The 15,626-nt window shown below is 73.9% G+C and carries 12 protein-coding genes; 10 read left to right on the forward strand and 2 right to left on the reverse strand.

Features of this window, described 5'->3' with window-relative positions:
- Window positions 1–79: 79 nt before the first annotated feature.
- From Sfr03f_RS02250 to Sfr03f_RS02260, 3 genes are all read left to right on the forward strand, one after another.
- Window positions 80–1,123, forward strand: coding sequence for a DUF2804 domain-containing protein (locus tag Sfr03f_RS02250; protein ID WP_218028120.1), 1,044 nt, complete (start codon window positions 80–82; stop codon window positions 1,121–1,123).
- Between the two features lie 58 nt (window positions 1,124–1,181).
- A complete protein-coding gene (gene miaB, locus Sfr03f_RS02255; RefSeq protein WP_108951995.1) occupies window positions 1,182–2,735 on the forward strand; it encodes a tRNA (N6-isopentenyl adenosine(37)-C2)-methylthiotransferase MiaB in 1,554 nt (517 codons plus the stop codon).
- Window positions 2,736–2,838: 103 nt separating this feature from the next.
- Complete coding sequence (locus Sfr03f_RS02260) at window positions 2,839–3,555, forward strand: class III extradiol dioxygenase subunit B-like domain-containing protein (RefSeq protein ID WP_108951996.1); 717 nt, start codon at window positions 2,839–2,841, stop codon at window positions 3,553–3,555.
- Window positions 3,556–3,660: 105 nt separating this feature from the next.
- Here the strand turns inward: Sfr03f_RS02260 and Sfr03f_RS02265 are convergent, their stop codons facing one another.
- Window positions 3,661–4,005, reverse strand: coding sequence for an antitoxin (locus tag Sfr03f_RS02265; RefSeq protein WP_108951997.1), 345 nt, complete (start codon window positions 4,003–4,005; stop codon window positions 3,661–3,663).
- Window positions 4,006–4,148: 143 nt separating this feature from the next.
- On the opposite strand from Sfr03f_RS02265, the gene miaA reads away from it, so the two are divergent.
- The 6 genes from miaA (at window position 4,149) to hflX (ending at window position 12,642) form a co-directional block, all read left to right on the forward strand.
- On the forward strand, window positions 4,149–5,087 hold the full coding sequence (gene miaA / locus Sfr03f_RS02270; protein WP_108951998.1) for a tRNA (adenosine(37)-N6)-dimethylallyltransferase MiaA: 939 nt from the start codon (window positions 4,149–4,151) through the stop codon (window positions 5,085–5,087).
- Between the two features lie 101 nt (window positions 5,088–5,188).
- Window positions 5,189–5,779 (forward strand): hypothetical protein, encoded by a 591-nt coding sequence (locus Sfr03f_RS02275; RefSeq protein ID WP_372514442.1) that lies wholly within the window; start codon window positions 5,189–5,191, stop codon window positions 5,777–5,779.
- Between the two features lie 83 nt (window positions 5,780–5,862).
- A complete protein-coding gene (gene dapF, locus Sfr03f_RS02280) occupies window positions 5,863–6,759 on the forward strand; it encodes a diaminopimelate epimerase (RefSeq protein ID WP_108952000.1) in 897 nt (298 codons plus the stop codon).
- 248 nt (window positions 6,760–7,007) lie between these two features.
- Window positions 7,008–9,203 carry a RelA/SpoT family protein gene (locus Sfr03f_RS02285; RefSeq protein ID WP_108952001.1) on the forward strand — a complete coding sequence of 732 codons (2,196 nt, stop codon included), beginning with the start codon at window positions 7,008–7,010 and terminating at the stop codon, window positions 9,201–9,203.
- Window positions 9,204–9,320: 117 nt separating this feature from the next.
- Window positions 9,321–10,961: a M1 family metallopeptidase gene (locus tag Sfr03f_RS02290; protein WP_108952002.1), complete on the forward strand. Its 1,641-nt coding sequence runs from the start codon at window positions 9,321–9,323 to the stop codon at window positions 10,959–10,961.
- 202 nt (window positions 10,962–11,163) lie between these two features.
- Window positions 11,164–12,642: a GTPase HflX gene (hflX, locus tag Sfr03f_RS02295; protein WP_108952003.1), complete on the forward strand. Its 1,479-nt coding sequence runs from the start codon at window positions 11,164–11,166 to the stop codon at window positions 12,640–12,642.
- A gap of 111 nt (window positions 12,643–12,753) precedes the next feature.
- Here the strand turns inward: hflX and Sfr03f_RS02300 are convergent, their stop codons facing one another.
- Window positions 12,754–13,980 carry a trypsin-like serine peptidase gene (locus Sfr03f_RS02300; protein ID WP_245967362.1) on the reverse strand — a complete coding sequence of 409 codons (1,227 nt, stop codon included), beginning with the start codon at window positions 13,978–13,980 and terminating at the stop codon, window positions 12,754–12,756.
- 272 nt (window positions 13,981–14,252) lie between these two features.
- On the opposite strand from Sfr03f_RS02300, the gene Sfr03f_RS02305 reads away from it, so the two are divergent.
- Entirely contained in the window at window positions 14,253–15,446 is a 1,194-nt protein-coding gene (locus tag Sfr03f_RS02305; RefSeq protein ID WP_245967363.1) for an aminotransferase class III-fold pyridoxal phosphate-dependent enzyme, read from the forward strand.
- Window positions 15,447–15,626 lie beyond the last annotated feature (180 nt).

The following is a 15,626-nucleotide window of genomic DNA, read 5'->3' on the forward strand; positions in this document are numbered from 1 at the left end:
TGCGACGCGTCACCGTCGCGGGCCGCGGAGGGGCGCGAACCGTTGACCGGCTCCCGGGGTGATGGTTGGCTCCGGCCTTGTGTCCGCCTCCCACGAGCCCGCCGCTGCCGCCGCTCTCCCGCTCCTGGTCGAGGGCGGGGTCCGCCGGTACGGCCGGCTTTCCTCGCGCCCGGCCCGCGTCAACCCGCTCGACGAGTTCACCGGGCTCGCGCGCCTGATGCGGCGGCCACGGCTGAAGGAGTGGGCCGGGTTCACGCTGCTGCACCCGGACGTCTGGTCGTCCCTGATCGTCCAGGACGCCCAGTACCTGGCCTCCTGCGAGATGTACGCCCACGACCGGCGCACCGGCGTCCTGCACCAGCACGCGGCCAACGCCCGCGGCGGCTGTGCCGAGCTGCCCGCGAACCTGCTGGACGGCGGGCACTGCTCCTTCGACCGGCCCGGCCACCGGATCGTCTACGACTTCGACGCCCGGGCCGGCCGGCACACGATCCACGTCGACATCGCCGCCACCGGGTCCGCCCCGGCCTTCGGCGCCGAGCTGACCCTGGACGCCCGCGCCGCGAGCGCGCCCCTGTCGGTGAGCTCCCGGCTGCCGGGCGGCGGACGGATGTACACGCACAAGGCGGCCTTCCCCGTCGAGGGCGTGCTCCGGGCCGGCTCCGCCGAGTACGTCTTCGACGCAGGACGCGACCTCGCCGTCCTGGACGAGCACCGTTCCTTCCTGGCCTACCGCACCCGCTGGCTGTGGGGCACCTTCGCGCTGCCCACCGCCGACGGGGTGATCGGCGCCAACTTCGCCGACCGCCCCGAGCTGCCGGGCGAGCCCGAGGAGTCGGCGATCTGGGGCCCGGGCGTCTGCGAGCCGCTGGGTGAGATCTCCTTCACCCCCGAGCGCCCGGACGACGCCACCGCGCCCTGGCGGATCACCTCCCGGGACGGACGGCTGGACGTCTTCTTCGAACCGGAGGGCCGCAAGGAGGTCCGCCACCAGCTGGGGCTCCTGGCCATCGACTACTTCCAGATGTACGGCCGTTACCGGGGGGTGCTCCACGCGGGCGGCGCCGAGCACCGGATCGACGGGGTGCACGGCGTCTGCGAGTCGATGCGCGCCCGCCTGTGACCGCGCGTCCCCGGGAGGCGTGCGGGGCGGGTCCGGCGCACCTTTACCCTTGTGTCCCATGAGCAGCATGGACCGGAGCGACGCGGTGAGCGGGGCAGTGGACGAGGCCGTCGTGGACACGGCGGTGGGTCTGAAGACCTACGAGGTACGCACCTACGGGTGCCAGATGAACGTCCACGACTCCGAGCGGCTCTCCGGGCTGCTCGAGGGCGCCGGTTACGTCCGCGCACCCGAGGGGTCGGACGGCGACGCGGACGTCGTCGTCTTCAACACCTGCGCCGTCCGCGAGAACGCCGACAACCGCCTCTACGGCAACCTCGGCCGCCTCGCGCCCCGGAAGGCCTCGCGCCCCGGCATGCAGATCGCCGTCGGCGGCTGCCTCGCCCAGAAGGACCGCGACACCATCGTCAAGAAGGCGCCCTGGGTGGACGTCGTCTTCGGCACGCACAACATCGGCAAGCTGCCCGTCCTGCTGGAGCGCGCCCGCGTCCAGGAGGAGGCGCAGGTCGAGATCGCCGAGTCGCTCGAGGCGTTCCCCTCCACGTTGCCCACCCGCCGCGAGAGCGCCTACGCGGCCTGGGTGTCGATCTCCGTCGGCTGCAACAACACCTGCACCTTCTGCATCGTCCCGGCGCTGCGCGGCAAGGAGAAGGACCGCCGCACCGGCGACATCCTCGCCGAGATCGAGGCGCTGGTCGCCGAGGGCGTCTCGGAGATCACCCTGCTCGGCCAGAACGTCAACGCCTACGGCTCCGACATCGGCGACCGCGAGGCGTTCAGCAAGCTGCTGCGGGCCTGCGGGAAGATCGAGGGCCTGGAGCGGGTCCGCTTCACCTCGCCGCACCCGCGGGACTTCACCGACGACGTGATCGCCGCGATGGCCGAGACGCCGAACGTGATGCCGCAGCTGCACATGCCGCTGCAGTCCGGCTCCGACACCGTCCTCAAGGCGATGCGCCGCTCCTACCGGCAGGAGCGGTACCTGGGGATCATCGAGAAGGTGCGGGCCGCGATCCCGCACGCGGCGATCACCACCGACATCATCGTGGGCTTCCCCGGCGAGACCGAGGAGGACTTCGAGCAGACGCTGCACGTGGTCCGCGAGGCGCGGTTCGCGCAGGCCTTCACCTTCCAGTACTCCAAGCGGCCCGGCACCCCGGCGGCCACCATGGAGGACCAGATCCCCAAGGAGGTCGTCCAGGCGCGCTACGAGCGGCTGGTCGCCCTGCAGGAGGAGATCTCCTGGGACGAGAACAAGAAGCAGGTCGGCCGGACGCTGGAGCTCATGGTCGCCGAGGGTGAGGGCCGCAAGGACGGCGCGACGCGGCGGCTGTCCGGGCGGGCGCCCGACAACCGGCTCGTCCACTTCACCAAGCCGGACGAGGAGGTGCGGCCGGGTGACGTGGTGACCGTCGAGGTCACCTACGCGGCGCCGCACCACCTGCTGGCGGAGGGGCCCGTGCTGGCGGTCCGCCGGACGCGGGCGGGCGACGCGTGGGAGAAGCGGAACGCGGCCGAGGCCGCCAAGCCGGCGGGCGTCATGCTCGGCCTCCCCGGCATCGGCGCCCCCGCCCCGAGCCCGGCTCCGGCATCCGCCTGCGGCTGCGACTGACCCCTCACGGTCACGAGGCCACCGCGCCGCGGCCCGGCGTTCGCGACGCCCGCGGTGCGGGGAGGCCTCGGCGCGGGGGGAGGGCGAGGGTTACGCTGCGATCATGCTTGTCGCCGCCGCCGTGTGCCCCTGCCCCCCGCTGCTCGTGCCCGACGTCTCCCAGGGCGCCGCGCCCGAGCTGGAGCCGCTGCGCGCCGCCTGCGACGAGGCGGTGACCGCACTGGTCGAGGCGAAGCCCGACCTGGTCGTCGTGGTGGGCCCCGGAGAGCGCGACGCCGTGCACGAGGCCGGCGCCACCGGCTCCTTCCGCGGCCACGGCGTTCCGCTGGACGTCACGCTGGGGGAGCCGGACCGGCACCCGGGCGGTGCGGACACGCCGCTGCCGCTTTCGCTCACCGTCGGCGCCTGGCTGCTGGCCCGCTCCGCCTGGCGCGGGCCCGTCCGCGCGTTCGAGGCCGCCGCGACGGGCGACCCCGCCACGCGTCGCGCCCACGGTGCGGAGATCGCCGGGTGGGCGGGCCGTGTCGGCCTGCTGGTGATGGGCGACGGCAGCGCCCGCCGGGACCTCAAGGCCCCCGGTTACCTGGACGAGCGCGCCGCGCCGCTGGACGCCCGGATCTCCGCCGCGCTCGCCTCGGGCGACAGGGAGGGCTTCCTCGCCGGACTCGACGAGGAGACCGCCCGCGACCTGATGGTCTCCGGCCGCCCCGCCTGGCAGGTGCTCACCGGCGCGGGCGCGGGCGGCGGCCTTGGCCGCCACCGCCTGCTGCACGACGACGCCCCCTACGGGGTGGGCTACTTCGTGGCGTCCTGGACCTGAGGGTGCCTTGGACCTCGCGGCGTTCCGGACCTGACGGCGTCCCGGACCTGACCGATCCGGCGCACCCGGCGGAACTGGTCAGGAGGCCGACCGGGACCTGACCGGTCAGTACCCCGGCGGCGGCGAGGACGGCGGCGTCGTGCCCCCGTCGCCGCTCTCCGGGCGCCGCACCGGACCCGGACCCTCCTCGCCGGTCATCCCGGTGGCCGGCCCGGCGCCGTGTCCGTGGTGGCCCGGCCTCGGCTCCGCCATGCGGGCCGCCGCCTCCTTGGCCTTGCCGGTACCCCGCTCGATCTTGTCCGCGTACTTGCCCTTGGTGCGCTCGTCGACCTTCCGCGCGGCCTTGTCGATGCCGTCCTGGATCTTCTCCTGGTTCCGCGAGGCGAGGTCGTTGACCTTCTCCTTCGCGGGACCGAGCTTGTTCTTCAGGTTGTCGAGGAAACCACTCATCGTCCGCCTGCCCGCCTTCCGTGGGGTCGGTACACACCTGTCCGTTTCACACCGTACGTATGCCTCCCGGGACCGGCCGGATGCGCGCGTCCGACCGAGGCACCGCGGTCCGGAGCGCCGCCGGGGTTTGGGAGACTGGGGCCGTGAGCAGTACTCGTCCCACCCCGCGCGTCATCGCCGTCGTCGGTCCCACCGCCGCCGGCAAGTCCGACCTGGGCGTCTTCCTCGCCCAGCGGCTCGGCGGCGAGGTGATCAACGCCGACTCCATGCAGCTCTACCGGGGCATGGACATCGGCACCGCCAAGCTGACGCCCGAGGAGCGCGGCGGGATCACGCACCACCTGCTGGACATCTGGGACGTCACCGTCGCCGCCAGCGTGGCCGAGTACCAGAAGCTGGCCCGCGCGCGCATCGACGCGCTGCTCGCCGAGGGCCGCTGGCCGGTCCTGGTCGGCGGCTCGGGGCTGTACGTGCGCGGCGCGGTCGACCGCATGGAGTTCCCCGGCACCGACCCGCGGGTCCGGGCCCGTCTCGAGGCGGAGCTGGAGCAGCACGGCCCCGGCCCGCTGCACGCACGGCTGGCCGCCGCCGACCCCGACGCCGCCGCCGTGATCCTCCCCTCGAACGGCCGCCGGATCGTCCGCGCGCTCGAGGTCGTCGAGATCACCGGGAAGCCCTTCACCGCCAACCTGCCCGGCCACGAGTCGGTGTACGACACCGTGCAGATCGGCGTGGACGTGCCCCGGCCGGAGCTGGACGAGCGGATCGCCCGCCGTGTCGACCGGATGTGGGACGCCGGACTGGTCGCGGAGGTGGAGGCGCTGGAGGCACAGGGGTTGCGTGAGGGGCGCACGGCGTCCCGGGCGCTCGGCTACCAGCAGATCCTCGCAGCGCTGGCGGGGGAGTGCGCCGAGGACGAGGCGCGCGCCGAGACCGTCCGCGCGACCAAACGCTTCGCGCGCCGCCAGGATTCGTGGTTCAGGCGCGACCCGCGGGTGCATTGGCTCAGTGGGGCAGCCGCCGACGCCGCCGAGTTGCCCGGGCGGGCGCTCGCCCTGCTCGAACGGCCGGTTACAGCCTGATCACGTGATGGCATCGGGACGCTCCGGGCGTCATCGGGGCCCCGGGCGGCGTGCCATCATCGTGATCCGATCGACCAGTGAAGTCCCAGTCAGGAGGGCGCGTGGCGATGGAGGCCGGCCCTCGCGACACCGCACACGGGAGGCAGGTCGCCGATGGTGACCGGGGGCGCGACGACGCCCCGGCGCCCGGTGCGACGGACCTGCCCGGTGCGCCGTCCGCGCGCGCCACGGACGACCTGTTCCCCACCCAGGGGCTCGGCGAGCCGACGGCTCCGGACGCCGACGACGACGGCGTGGGCGACGAGGACGGCGTGAGCGACGACGGCCCGCCGCCCGAGGAGATGTTCTCCGGCCCCGAGGTCGAGATCGAGCTGCGCCCGCGCCGGCGGCTGAGCGCCTGGCACCTCGCCCCCGTGGTGGGGCTGGCGGCCGCGGGCTCCCTGATGTTCGCCTTCCCGCTCGCCTTCGACTTCGGCGACAGCGGTGCGGTGATCGCCATGCTGGGCGTGCTGATCTGCTCCTGCGCGGCCGGCTGGGGCCTGGTCGCCGCCCGCAGGGTCGGCCAGAACTGGCCCGGCCTGCCGCCGCGCGGCTCCGGCCGCCGGCCCGACTGGCGGGTCGCTCTGGCCTACGCGGTGATCGTGGCCGCCGTGGTCCTGCTCGCGGTCTGGCGCGTCGCCCGCCTGCGGTGAACGCACCCGCCGTCCGGCCCCGGACACCCGGCGGCCCCGGCCGTCAGGCGTCACCGGCCGCGGCCAGGCCGTACGATCGAAGGATGAGCACGCGGATCGCCTTCCTCAAGGCCCACGGCACCGAGAACGACTTCGTGATCGTGCCGGACCCCGAGAACTCCGTGGACCTGCCCCCCGCCGCCGTCGCCGCGCTGTGCGACCGCCGGGCGGGGATCGGCGGGGACGGGCTGCTGCACGTGGTGCGTTCGGCCGCCCACCCGGAGGCGCGGGAGATGGCCGGCGAGGCCGAGTGGTTCATGGACTACCGCAACGGCGACGGCTCGGTCGCCGAGATGTGCGGCAACGGCGTCCGCGCCTTCGCCCGCTACCTTCAGCACGCCGGGCACGTCACGGCCGGCGAGCTGGCGGTGGCCACCCGCGGCGGGGTGAAGACCGTGCACCTGGCCAAGGACGGCGACGTCACCGTGCGCATGGGCCGCGCGGTGCTCCCCGAGGGAGAGGTGACCGTCTCGGTCGACGGCCGCAGCTGGCCCGCCCGGAACGTCAACATGGGCAACCCCCACGCGGTCGCCTTCGTGGAGGACCTCGCGCACGCCGGAAGCCTGTTCACCGCGCCGCCGTTCGCCCCGGCCTCCGCCTATCCGGACGGCGTGAACGTCGAGTTCGTGGTCGACCGAGGACCACGCCACGTCGCCATGCGGGTGCACGAGCGCGGCTCCGGCGAGACCCGCTCCTGCGGAACCGGCGCCTGTGCCGTGGCCGTCGCCACGGCCCGCCGGGACGGCGCGGACCCGGCCGTCACCGGCACCCCCGTGACGTACACGGTGGACCTGCCCGGCGGCCGCCTGGTGATCACCGAACATCCGGACGGCGAGATCGAGATGACCGGCCCCGCGGAGATCGTCGCCGAGGGGCAGATCGACGCCGACTGGCTCGAACGGGCCACCGCCGCGAAGACTCCGGAGGTCCGGAACGCATGAAACCGGGTGGAAGGGGACAGTCGGAGGCGGTGAGGGTGTTCGCGGCCCGCACGGGGCGCACCACGCCGCAGAGTCCGTCTCCTTCCCTCGAACGGGTGATCCCGTTCACGCTCGGCGAGAGGCGGTGAACCGCACGTGGTGGGCTCGATAGCATCAAGCACCGGTCCGGACGGGGGATCGACACCGCACCCCTGGCCGTGTCGCCTCTCGGGCTTCCCGTCCGCCGGTCGACGCAGCCGGAGGTGCCGATGAGCGCGGAGGCCACGAACGCCGCGACCCCAGGGGCCGTGACGCCCGTACCGCAGAGCCCGCCGGCTCCCCGCCGGCGCTCCAGGTCCAGACTCGACCTGAGGCGGCTCGGCCGGGCCGCCCTACTCGGCCCCACCGGCCGCGACCGGCTGCCCGACGCCATCGGCCACGTCGCCGAGGCCCACCGCGCGCACTTCCCCGAGGCCGACCTCGAGCCGCTGCGCCGCGCCTACGTGCTGGCCGAGTCCTCGCACCGCGGGCAGATGCGCAAGAGCGGCGAGCCGTACATCACCCATCCCCTCGCGGTGACCCTGATCCTCGCCGAACTCGGCGCCGAGACGACGACGTTGACGGCCTCGCTGCTGCACGACACGGTGGAGGACACCGCCGTCACCCTGGAGCAGGTGCGCGCCGAGTTCGGCGAGGAGGTCTCCTACCTGGTCGACGGCGTCACCAAGCTGGAGAAGGTCGACTACGGCGCGGCCGCCGAGCCCGAGACCTTCCGCAAGATGCTCGTCGCCACCGGCAACGACGTCCGCGTGATGTCGATCAAACTCGCCGACCGGCTGCACAACATGCGCACCCTCGGCGTGATGCGGCGCGAGAAGCAGGAACGCATCGCCAAGGTCACCCACGAGGTGCTGATCCCGCTCGCCGAACGACTCGGCGTGCAGGTGCTCAAGACCGAGCTGGAGGACCTGGTCTTCGCCGTCCTCCACCCCGAGGAGTACGAGCGCACCCGGGAGCTGATCGCCGGCAACGCGGCCGCCGCGGAGGACCCGCTGGCCGAGATGGCCGAGTCGGTGCGCGCGGTGCTGCGCGAGGCCGACATCCCCGCCGAGGTCGTCATCCGGCCGCGGCACTCCGTCTCGGTGCACCGGGTGTCCGTCAAACGCGGGCAGTTGAGGGGCACCGACTTCGGACGGCTGCTGGTCCTGGTGAACGAGGACGCCGACTGCTACGGCGTGCTCGGCGAGCTCCACACCTGTTTCACCCCGGTCGTCTCGGAGTTCAAGGACTTCATCGCGGTCCCCAAGTTCAACCTCTACCAGTCGCTGCACACCGCGGTCGCCCGGGAGGACGGCCAGGTCGCCGAGGTCCTCATCCGCACGCACCGGATGCACCAGTTCGCCGAGGCGGGCGTCATCGCCCTGGGCAACCCCCATGTGGCGCCCCCCGGTTCGGACGACCAGGGCGAGGGCGGCGAGCGCGACCGGGCGGACGGGGAGCGTCCTGACGGCGAGCGGGCGGACCCGACGCGTCCGGGCTGGCTGGACCGGCTGCTGGCCTGGCAGGCCGCCGCCCCCGACACCGACATCTTCTGGTCCACGCTCCGGCAGGACCTCGCCCAGGACCGCGAGATCACCGTCTTCCGCGCCGACGGCGGCGCCCTGGGCCTCCCCGAGGGCTCCACCTGCGTGGACGCCGCCTACGCCCAGTACGGCGAGGACGCCCACTCCTGTATCGGCGCCCGCGTCAACGGACGCCTCGCCGCCCTCGGGACGGTGCTGCGCGACGGTGACCGGGTGCAGCTGCTGATGGGCCAGGACCCGGCCTCCGAACCCTCCCGCGAATGGCTCGACCACGCCCGGACGCCGACCGCGCGCATCGCCATCCAGCGCCGGCTGGCCGCCCGGGCCGCCGAGGCACCCGCCGGCGAGACGCCCGCCGACGCCCGTGCCGACGAGGCGATCCGCGAGGTCCCGCCCGCCCCCGAGCCCTCCGTGGAGCCGGACGCGTCCTTCCGCGGCACCGGCGTGCTCAGCGACCGACCGGGCCTCCCCGTCCGGCTGGCGGGCTGCTGCACGCCCGTCCCGGGCGACGAGATCGTCGGCTTCACCGTGCGCGGCGGCGCCGTCGCCGCGCACCGGGCGGACTGCGCCACCGCGGTGCGGATGCTCGGCACGGGCCGTGAGCAGGTCGCCGTCCACTGGGGCGAGACCACCGCCGCCCGGGTCACCCTGGTCGCCGAGTCCTTCGGCCGGCCGCACCTGCTGGCCGACCTCACCGAGGCGATCGCCGCCGAGGGCGTGGACATCGTCTCCGCCACCGTGGAGCCGCCGGTCCGCCAGCGGGTCCGCCACACCTACACGCTGCACCTGCCCGACGCGGGCCACCTGTCCGCGCTGATGCGGGCCATGCGGGACGTGCCCGGCGTCTTCGACGTCAGCCGCGCCGCCTCCGCCGCGCAGTGAGCCGGCCCGGCCGGGCGAGGCCGCGGGCGTCGCGTGTGTGACACGGCCGGAACCCGTTCGGGTGGGAAGGACGCGAGTCGTTCCCGCGGCGGGTACCGGTCCTGGTAGCCGTGGGGGATGCTCACGCCCCGCCGCGCAGCCCGCGCCGCCCTGCTCGCCTCGGCCGTCTCCGTCTGCCTGGTGGCCGCCGCCGCGCCCGACCCGATCCCCGCCGAGCCCCTCGGCGTCGGCGACCGCCTCTTCCCCCAGTTGGGCAACCCGGGATACGACGTCCGCTCCTACGACCTGCGCTTCGCCTACCCGGGCTCCAACACCCGGCCGATGAAGGCGGTCACGACGATCAAGGCCGAGGTGACCCACCGCCTGGAGCGGATCAACCTCGACTTCGCGCACGGCAAGGTCTCCTCGGTGACGGTGGACGGCGCGAAGGCCGCGTTCGCCACCGCCGGCGAGGACCTGGTGATCACGCCCCGCCGGATGCCCGGCCCCGGCGACACCACCCGGATCGTCGTCCGGCACACCAGCGACCCCCGGCCGCCGAAGGACCAGCAGCACGGCTGGGTGGTGACCAAGGACGGCCTCGCCATGGCCAACCAGGCCGACGCCGCCCACCTGGTCTTCCCCTGCAACGACCACCCCTCCGACAAGGCGCTCTACACGATCCGCGTCACCGCGCCCGCCGCGCTGACGGCCGTGGCGAACGGCCTGCCGGACAAGCGGCCCAGGGACGCCCGCCGGGCCGCCGGAAGCCGTACCTGGACCTACCGGAGCAAGCACCCGATGGCCACCGAGCTGGTCCAGGTCTCGGTGGGCCGCTCCACCGTGGTCGGCCGGAAGGGGCCGCACGGGCTGCCGCTGCGGGACGTCGTCCCCGCCGCCGACCGGGAGAAGCTGGAGCCCTGGCTGGCGAAGACGCCCGCCCAGATCGCGTGGATGGAGAACAAGGTCGGTCCCTACCCGTTCGAGACGTACGGGGTACTGATCGCCGACACCGCCACCGGGTTCGAGCTGGAGACCCAGACGCTCTCCCTCTTCGAGCGCTTCCTGTTCACCGAGCCCGCCATCCCCGCCTGGCTGGTCGAGTCGATCATGGTGCACGAACTCGCCCACCAGTGGTTCGGCGACAGCGTCACCCCGGCCACCTGGTCCGACGTCTGGCTCAACGAGGGACACGCCACCTGGTACGAGGCGCTCTACGGCGAGGAGACCGGGCACCGCACCCTGGAGGAGCGGATGAAGGCCGCGTACGCCTCCTCCGACAAGTGGCGCGCCGCCGGGGGACCGCCGGCCGCCCCCAAGCGGCCCGGGGACGGGCAGAAGATCGGCATCTTCCGGCCGGTGATCTACGACGGCGCGGCGCTGGTCCTGTACGCCCTGCGGCAGGAGATCGGGCGGCACGCGTTCGAGCAGGTCGAGCGCGCCTGGGTGCACCGCCACCAGGACGCCACCGCGACGACCGCCGACTTCGTCCGGCTCGCCTCCGAGGTCGCCGGGCGGGAGCTGGACGGCTTCTTCCGGGCCTGGCTCCAGGACACCCGGACCCCGCCGATGCCGGGGCACCCGGACTGGAAGGCGGAGGCCCCCACGGCCGCGGACAAGCCGGCCGAGGGCCGCACGGTGATCCCCGCCCCGGGCCTCGGCCACGGAGGGAACCGGCACACGGGATACGGGGCCATGGGGCACGGGGCCATGGGGCACGAACACGTGGGGCACGGACACATGGGACTCACGTACATGGAGCGCGGCCACGTGCGGTGACAGCACCGGACCCCGCGCGCGGGTGACCGCCGCGCGGGTGCACCCCCGTCGCGGCGGCACATAACCCGGTGACGTGACCGCGGCGCCGTGGGACCATCGGGGGGCACGGGCGGGTTGCCCGGGAATCTCCCGGGGCACCCTGACGTTGTGCCCAGTGACGGACCGTACGGCCTGTCATCCTCCCTTTCGACGTAAGGACCCAATGACCTCCTCTTCATCCACTTCCCAGGACTCTCAGCGCGCCGCGCACGCCCTTCGGGCCGATGCCCTGATGGAAGAGGACGTCGCCTGGAGCCACGAGATCGACGGTGAGCGGGACGGCGAGCAGTTCGACCGCTCCGAGCGCGCGGCCCTGCGCCGCGTCGCGGGCCTCTCCACCGAGCTCGAGGACGTCACCGAGGTCGAGTACCGGCAGCTCCGCCTGGAGCGGGTGGTACTCGTCGGAGTGTGGACCTCCGGTACGGCGCGCGACGCGGAGAACTCGCTGGCCGAGCTGGCCGCCCTCGCCGAGACGGCGGGCGCACTGGTGCTCGACGGCGTCGTCCAGCGGCGCGACAAGCCCGACGCGGCCACCTACATCGGCTCCGGCAAGGCCAACGAACTGCGCGACATCGTCATCGAGTCGGGCGCGGACACCGTCATCTGCGACGGTGAGCTGAGCCCCGGCCAGCTGATCCACCTCGAGGACGTCGTCAAGGTCAAGGTCATCGACCGGACCGCGCTGATCCTCGACATCTTCGCCCAGCACGCCAAGTCCCGCGAGGGCAAGGCACAGGTCGCGCTGGCGCAGATGCAGTACATGCTTCCGCGACTGCGCGGCTGGGGTCAGTCCCTGTCCCGCCAGATGGGCGGCGGCAAGGGCGGCGGCCTCGCCACCCGTGGTCCCGGTGAGACCAAGATCGAGACGGACCGGCGGCGGATCCGCGAGAAGATGGCGAAGATGCGCCGGGAGATCGCGGAGATGAAGACCGGCCGTGACGTGAAGCGTCAGGAGCGGCGCCGCAACAAGGTGCCGTCGGTCGCCATCGCCGGTTACACCAACGCCGGCAAGTCGTCCCTGCTCAACCGCCTCACCGGCGCCGGCGTCCTGGTCGAGAACGCGCTGTTCGCGACCCTGGACCCGACCGTGCGCCGGGCCGAGACGCCCAGCGGGCGGGTGTACACGCTGGCCGACACCGTCGGCTTCGTGCGCCACCTGCCGCACCACCTGGTCGAGGCGTTCCGCTCCACCATGGAGGAGGTCGGCGACTCCGACCTGATCCTGCACGTGGTGGACGGCTCGCACCCGAACCCGGAGGAGCAGCTGGCCGCGGTCCGCGAGGTGATCCGTGACGTCGGCGCCACCGGCGTGCCGGAGATCGTCGTGATCAACAAGGCGGACGCCGCGGACCCGCTGGAGCTGCAGCGGCTGATGCGGGTCGAGAAGCGCTCCATCGCGGTGTCGGCCCGTACCGGGCAGGGCATCGACGAGCTGCTGGAGCTGATCGACGCCGAGCTGCCCCGCCCGGCCGTCGAGGTCGAGGCGCTCATTCCGTACACCCACGGCAAGCTCGTGGCGCGGGCGCACGCCGAGGGCGAGGTGCTCTCCGAGGAGCACACCGCCGAGGGCACCCTCATGAAGGTCCGGGTGCACGAGGAGCTGGCGTCGGACCTCGCTCCGTACACGCCGGCCGCCGCCTGACCCCGCGGCCGTGACCTCCGGGTCACCGCACCGTGGGAGCCGTCTACGACGAGGGCCCGCCTTCCCGTTCGACCGGGAGGGCGGGCCCTCGGCTCGTGGGGGCCGGCGCCACTACTCGGCGCTGACCGCCTGGTAGAGCTTCTCGGCCTGGGCGTCGAGGCGCGGACCGGCCAGCCAGCCCGCCGAGATCGGGCCGATGGAGGTGTTGGAGACCAGCGCCTGCTTGCCGTCGGAGCCCTTCGCGACCCAGCCGCCACCGGAGGAACCGGCCGTCATCGAGCAGCCGATCCGGTACATGGTCGGGTCGCTGGCCACCACCGACAGACGGCCGGGCTCGTCCTGGCACCGGAACATCCGCTCACCGTCGTACGGGGCGGCCGCCGGGTAGCCCGTGGCGGTGATGCTGTCGACGTCCGGCACGGCCGGGGCGTCGAACTCGACCGGCAGCGCCGCGCCCACCGTCTCCTCCAGCGACTTGCCGCCGCCGTTCTCCGGGGTCACCTTCAGCACCGCGTAGTCGAACGGCGCGCCGTTGCCGCCGGTCTGGCCGCCCTGCGAGATCCACTGGTCCGAGGTCATCGCGACCTGGGCCCACCACAGGCCGTGCGGGGCGAGCTGCCCGGGCGCGGCGTCGGCCAGCTCCTGGCCGCTGAGGCCCTTGTCGTTGTAGGCGGGCACGAAGGCGATGTTGCGGTACCAGCCGCCCTTCTCACCGGCGTGCACGCAGTGGCCCGCCGTCCACACCAGGTTCGACTTCCCCGGGTTGGCGGGATCCTTCACCACGGTGGCCGAACAGACCATGGTGCCCTGCGGCCCGTCGAAGAAGAGCTTGCCCGCGGCGGGCGCGGACCTGCTGTACGGCGTCGCCACCGCGGCGGCCTTCACCACCGCGGGCGTCGGGTCGGTCACGCCCTGGTCCCCGGAGAGGTCGCTCTCCTCGACGGTGTTCGCCGGGTCCTCGGCCCCCCGCATGCGGTCGGAGTTCCAGAGGTCCTCGATGATCGGGTTGATGAACTGGTCGGCCTCACGCAGCCAGTCGTCCCTGTCCCAGTTCTTCCACGCGCCGCCCCGCCACTCGTCGAGGTCGATCCCGTGCTCCTTGAGCTTGTCCGTCAGCTCCTGGGGGATCTTGATCTCTCCGTCGCCGACGTCCGGCAGGGACACCTTCGGCTTGTCACCGGCGGTGACGTCCTCCGGACCGCAGGCGCCGGCCGTCAGCGCCAGGGCGGACGCGAGGACGACCGCCGCGAGGGGGCGGAAGCCACCGCGACGGGCGCGAGGGGACCCGCCCCCGGTCGTTCCCCGGCCGTTCGGAAAGGGCGGGCGTATGGGTCGCATTGCGGAACTCCCCCTGGCGTGAGTGCGTTCGGACGTGTCGGGACCGGTCACCCACGGTGCCCGATCAGCCACCGCCACCCTAGGCGGTGGCTGTGGGTGACTGCCGACGGATCGGCAACGGTTCCGTCACGAGGGGCAGTCGGCTCACCCTGCGGCTTTCCCGGAAATCGGGTTTCACCCGTGTCCCCCGCGAAGGCCCGGAAGTTGTAGCGGTGAGGGGACGGCTGTCCGTGCGCCGGCCTCGACGACGTGGGCGGCGGGAGGACCAGAGGGTGACCTTGACCGAATCCGTGCGCAGGCAGCCGCTGCGGGAGGCGTCGGCGCGGACCTACGCGCGCGCCCTGCCGATCGTGCCGGTGCGTGCCCGGGGCATGACCGTCGAGGGCGCCGACGGCCGCCGCTACCTGGACTGCCTGTCGGGGGACGGGGCGCTGGCGCTGGGGCACAACCACCCCGTGGTGCTGGCGGCGGTGCGCGAGGTGCTGGACTCCGGCGCGCCCATCGGCGTGCTGGACCTGAGCACACCGGTCGAGGAGCGGTTCGTCGCCGAACTGCTCGCCACGCTGCCGCCCGAGCAGGCGCGGGGCGCGCAGGTCCGCCTGTGCGGGCCCACCGCCGCCGACGCCCTCGCCACGGCCTCCCGTCTGGTCCAGGAGGCCACCGGGGTCGCCGGGCCACCGGCGTCCGCCGACCCCTCGGGGGAGGGCCGCGAGGGCGTGGAAGGGCTGCTGGAACGCTGCGGTGCGGGAGGCCCGCGGCCCGCCGCGGTGGTCGCCGAACCCCTGGACGACGTGCGGCTACGCGGGCTGAGGGAGACGACGCGGGCGCTCGGGGTGCCGCTGATCGTCGACGAGACGGTGACCGGCGTCGGGCGGACCGGCGCGTTCTGGGCCGTCGAGCACAGCGGCGTGACCCCGGACGTGATGGTGCTGGCCAAGGCCATCGGCGGCAGCCTGCCGCTGGCCGTGGTGGTGCACCGCGCCGACCTGAGCCCCGCCGCCACGCACAGCGCGGCCGGCTCCGCCGTCCGGGCCGCGCCCGCCGACGAGGCGCGAGGCAACCAGCTCGCCATGGCGGCGGGTGCGGCGACCCTCGCCCACGTCCGCGAACACCGACTGGCCGAGCGGGCCGCGGTGGTGGGGGAGCGCATGCTGGCCCGGCTGTGCGACCTCGCCACCCGTTTCCCGTGCGTCTCGGGCGTCCGCGGGCGCGGGCTGATGCTGGGCCTGGACTTCACGGACCCCGGGCACAGCTCCGTTCCCGGGGAGCCGCGCGGTGTCCGTGGGCTCGCGGCGGCGGTGCGGCGGGAGTGCCTGCGGCGGGGGCTGATCGTCGGGCTCGGCGGCCCGCGAGCCGAAGCGGTGCGGCTGCTGCCGCCGCTGACGGTCAGCGACGAACAGGCGGACGCCGTACTGGAGCGGCTGGCCGACGCGGTGGGGGCCGCGGCGGACACCGCACGCTCCTGAACCGTCCACGGGGGGCACCGCGCGACGGGACCGTGCCGCACTGTCCGCCGGGGCTCCGGCCCGCCCGGCAGCTTCGTACCGGACGCCACGGCCGCGCGGTGTCCGCTGTCCTGCTCCGCCCGTGTTCCCTGCCCACCCGCAGTCCGTACCGCCCGCAGTTCTGCACTCCCCCTGCTGTGA

It is taken from the genome of Streptomyces fragilis, from assembly GCF_003112515.1.
Taxonomy (GTDB): domain Bacteria; phylum Actinomycetota; class Actinomycetes; order Streptomycetales; family Streptomycetaceae; genus Streptomyces; species Streptomyces fragilis.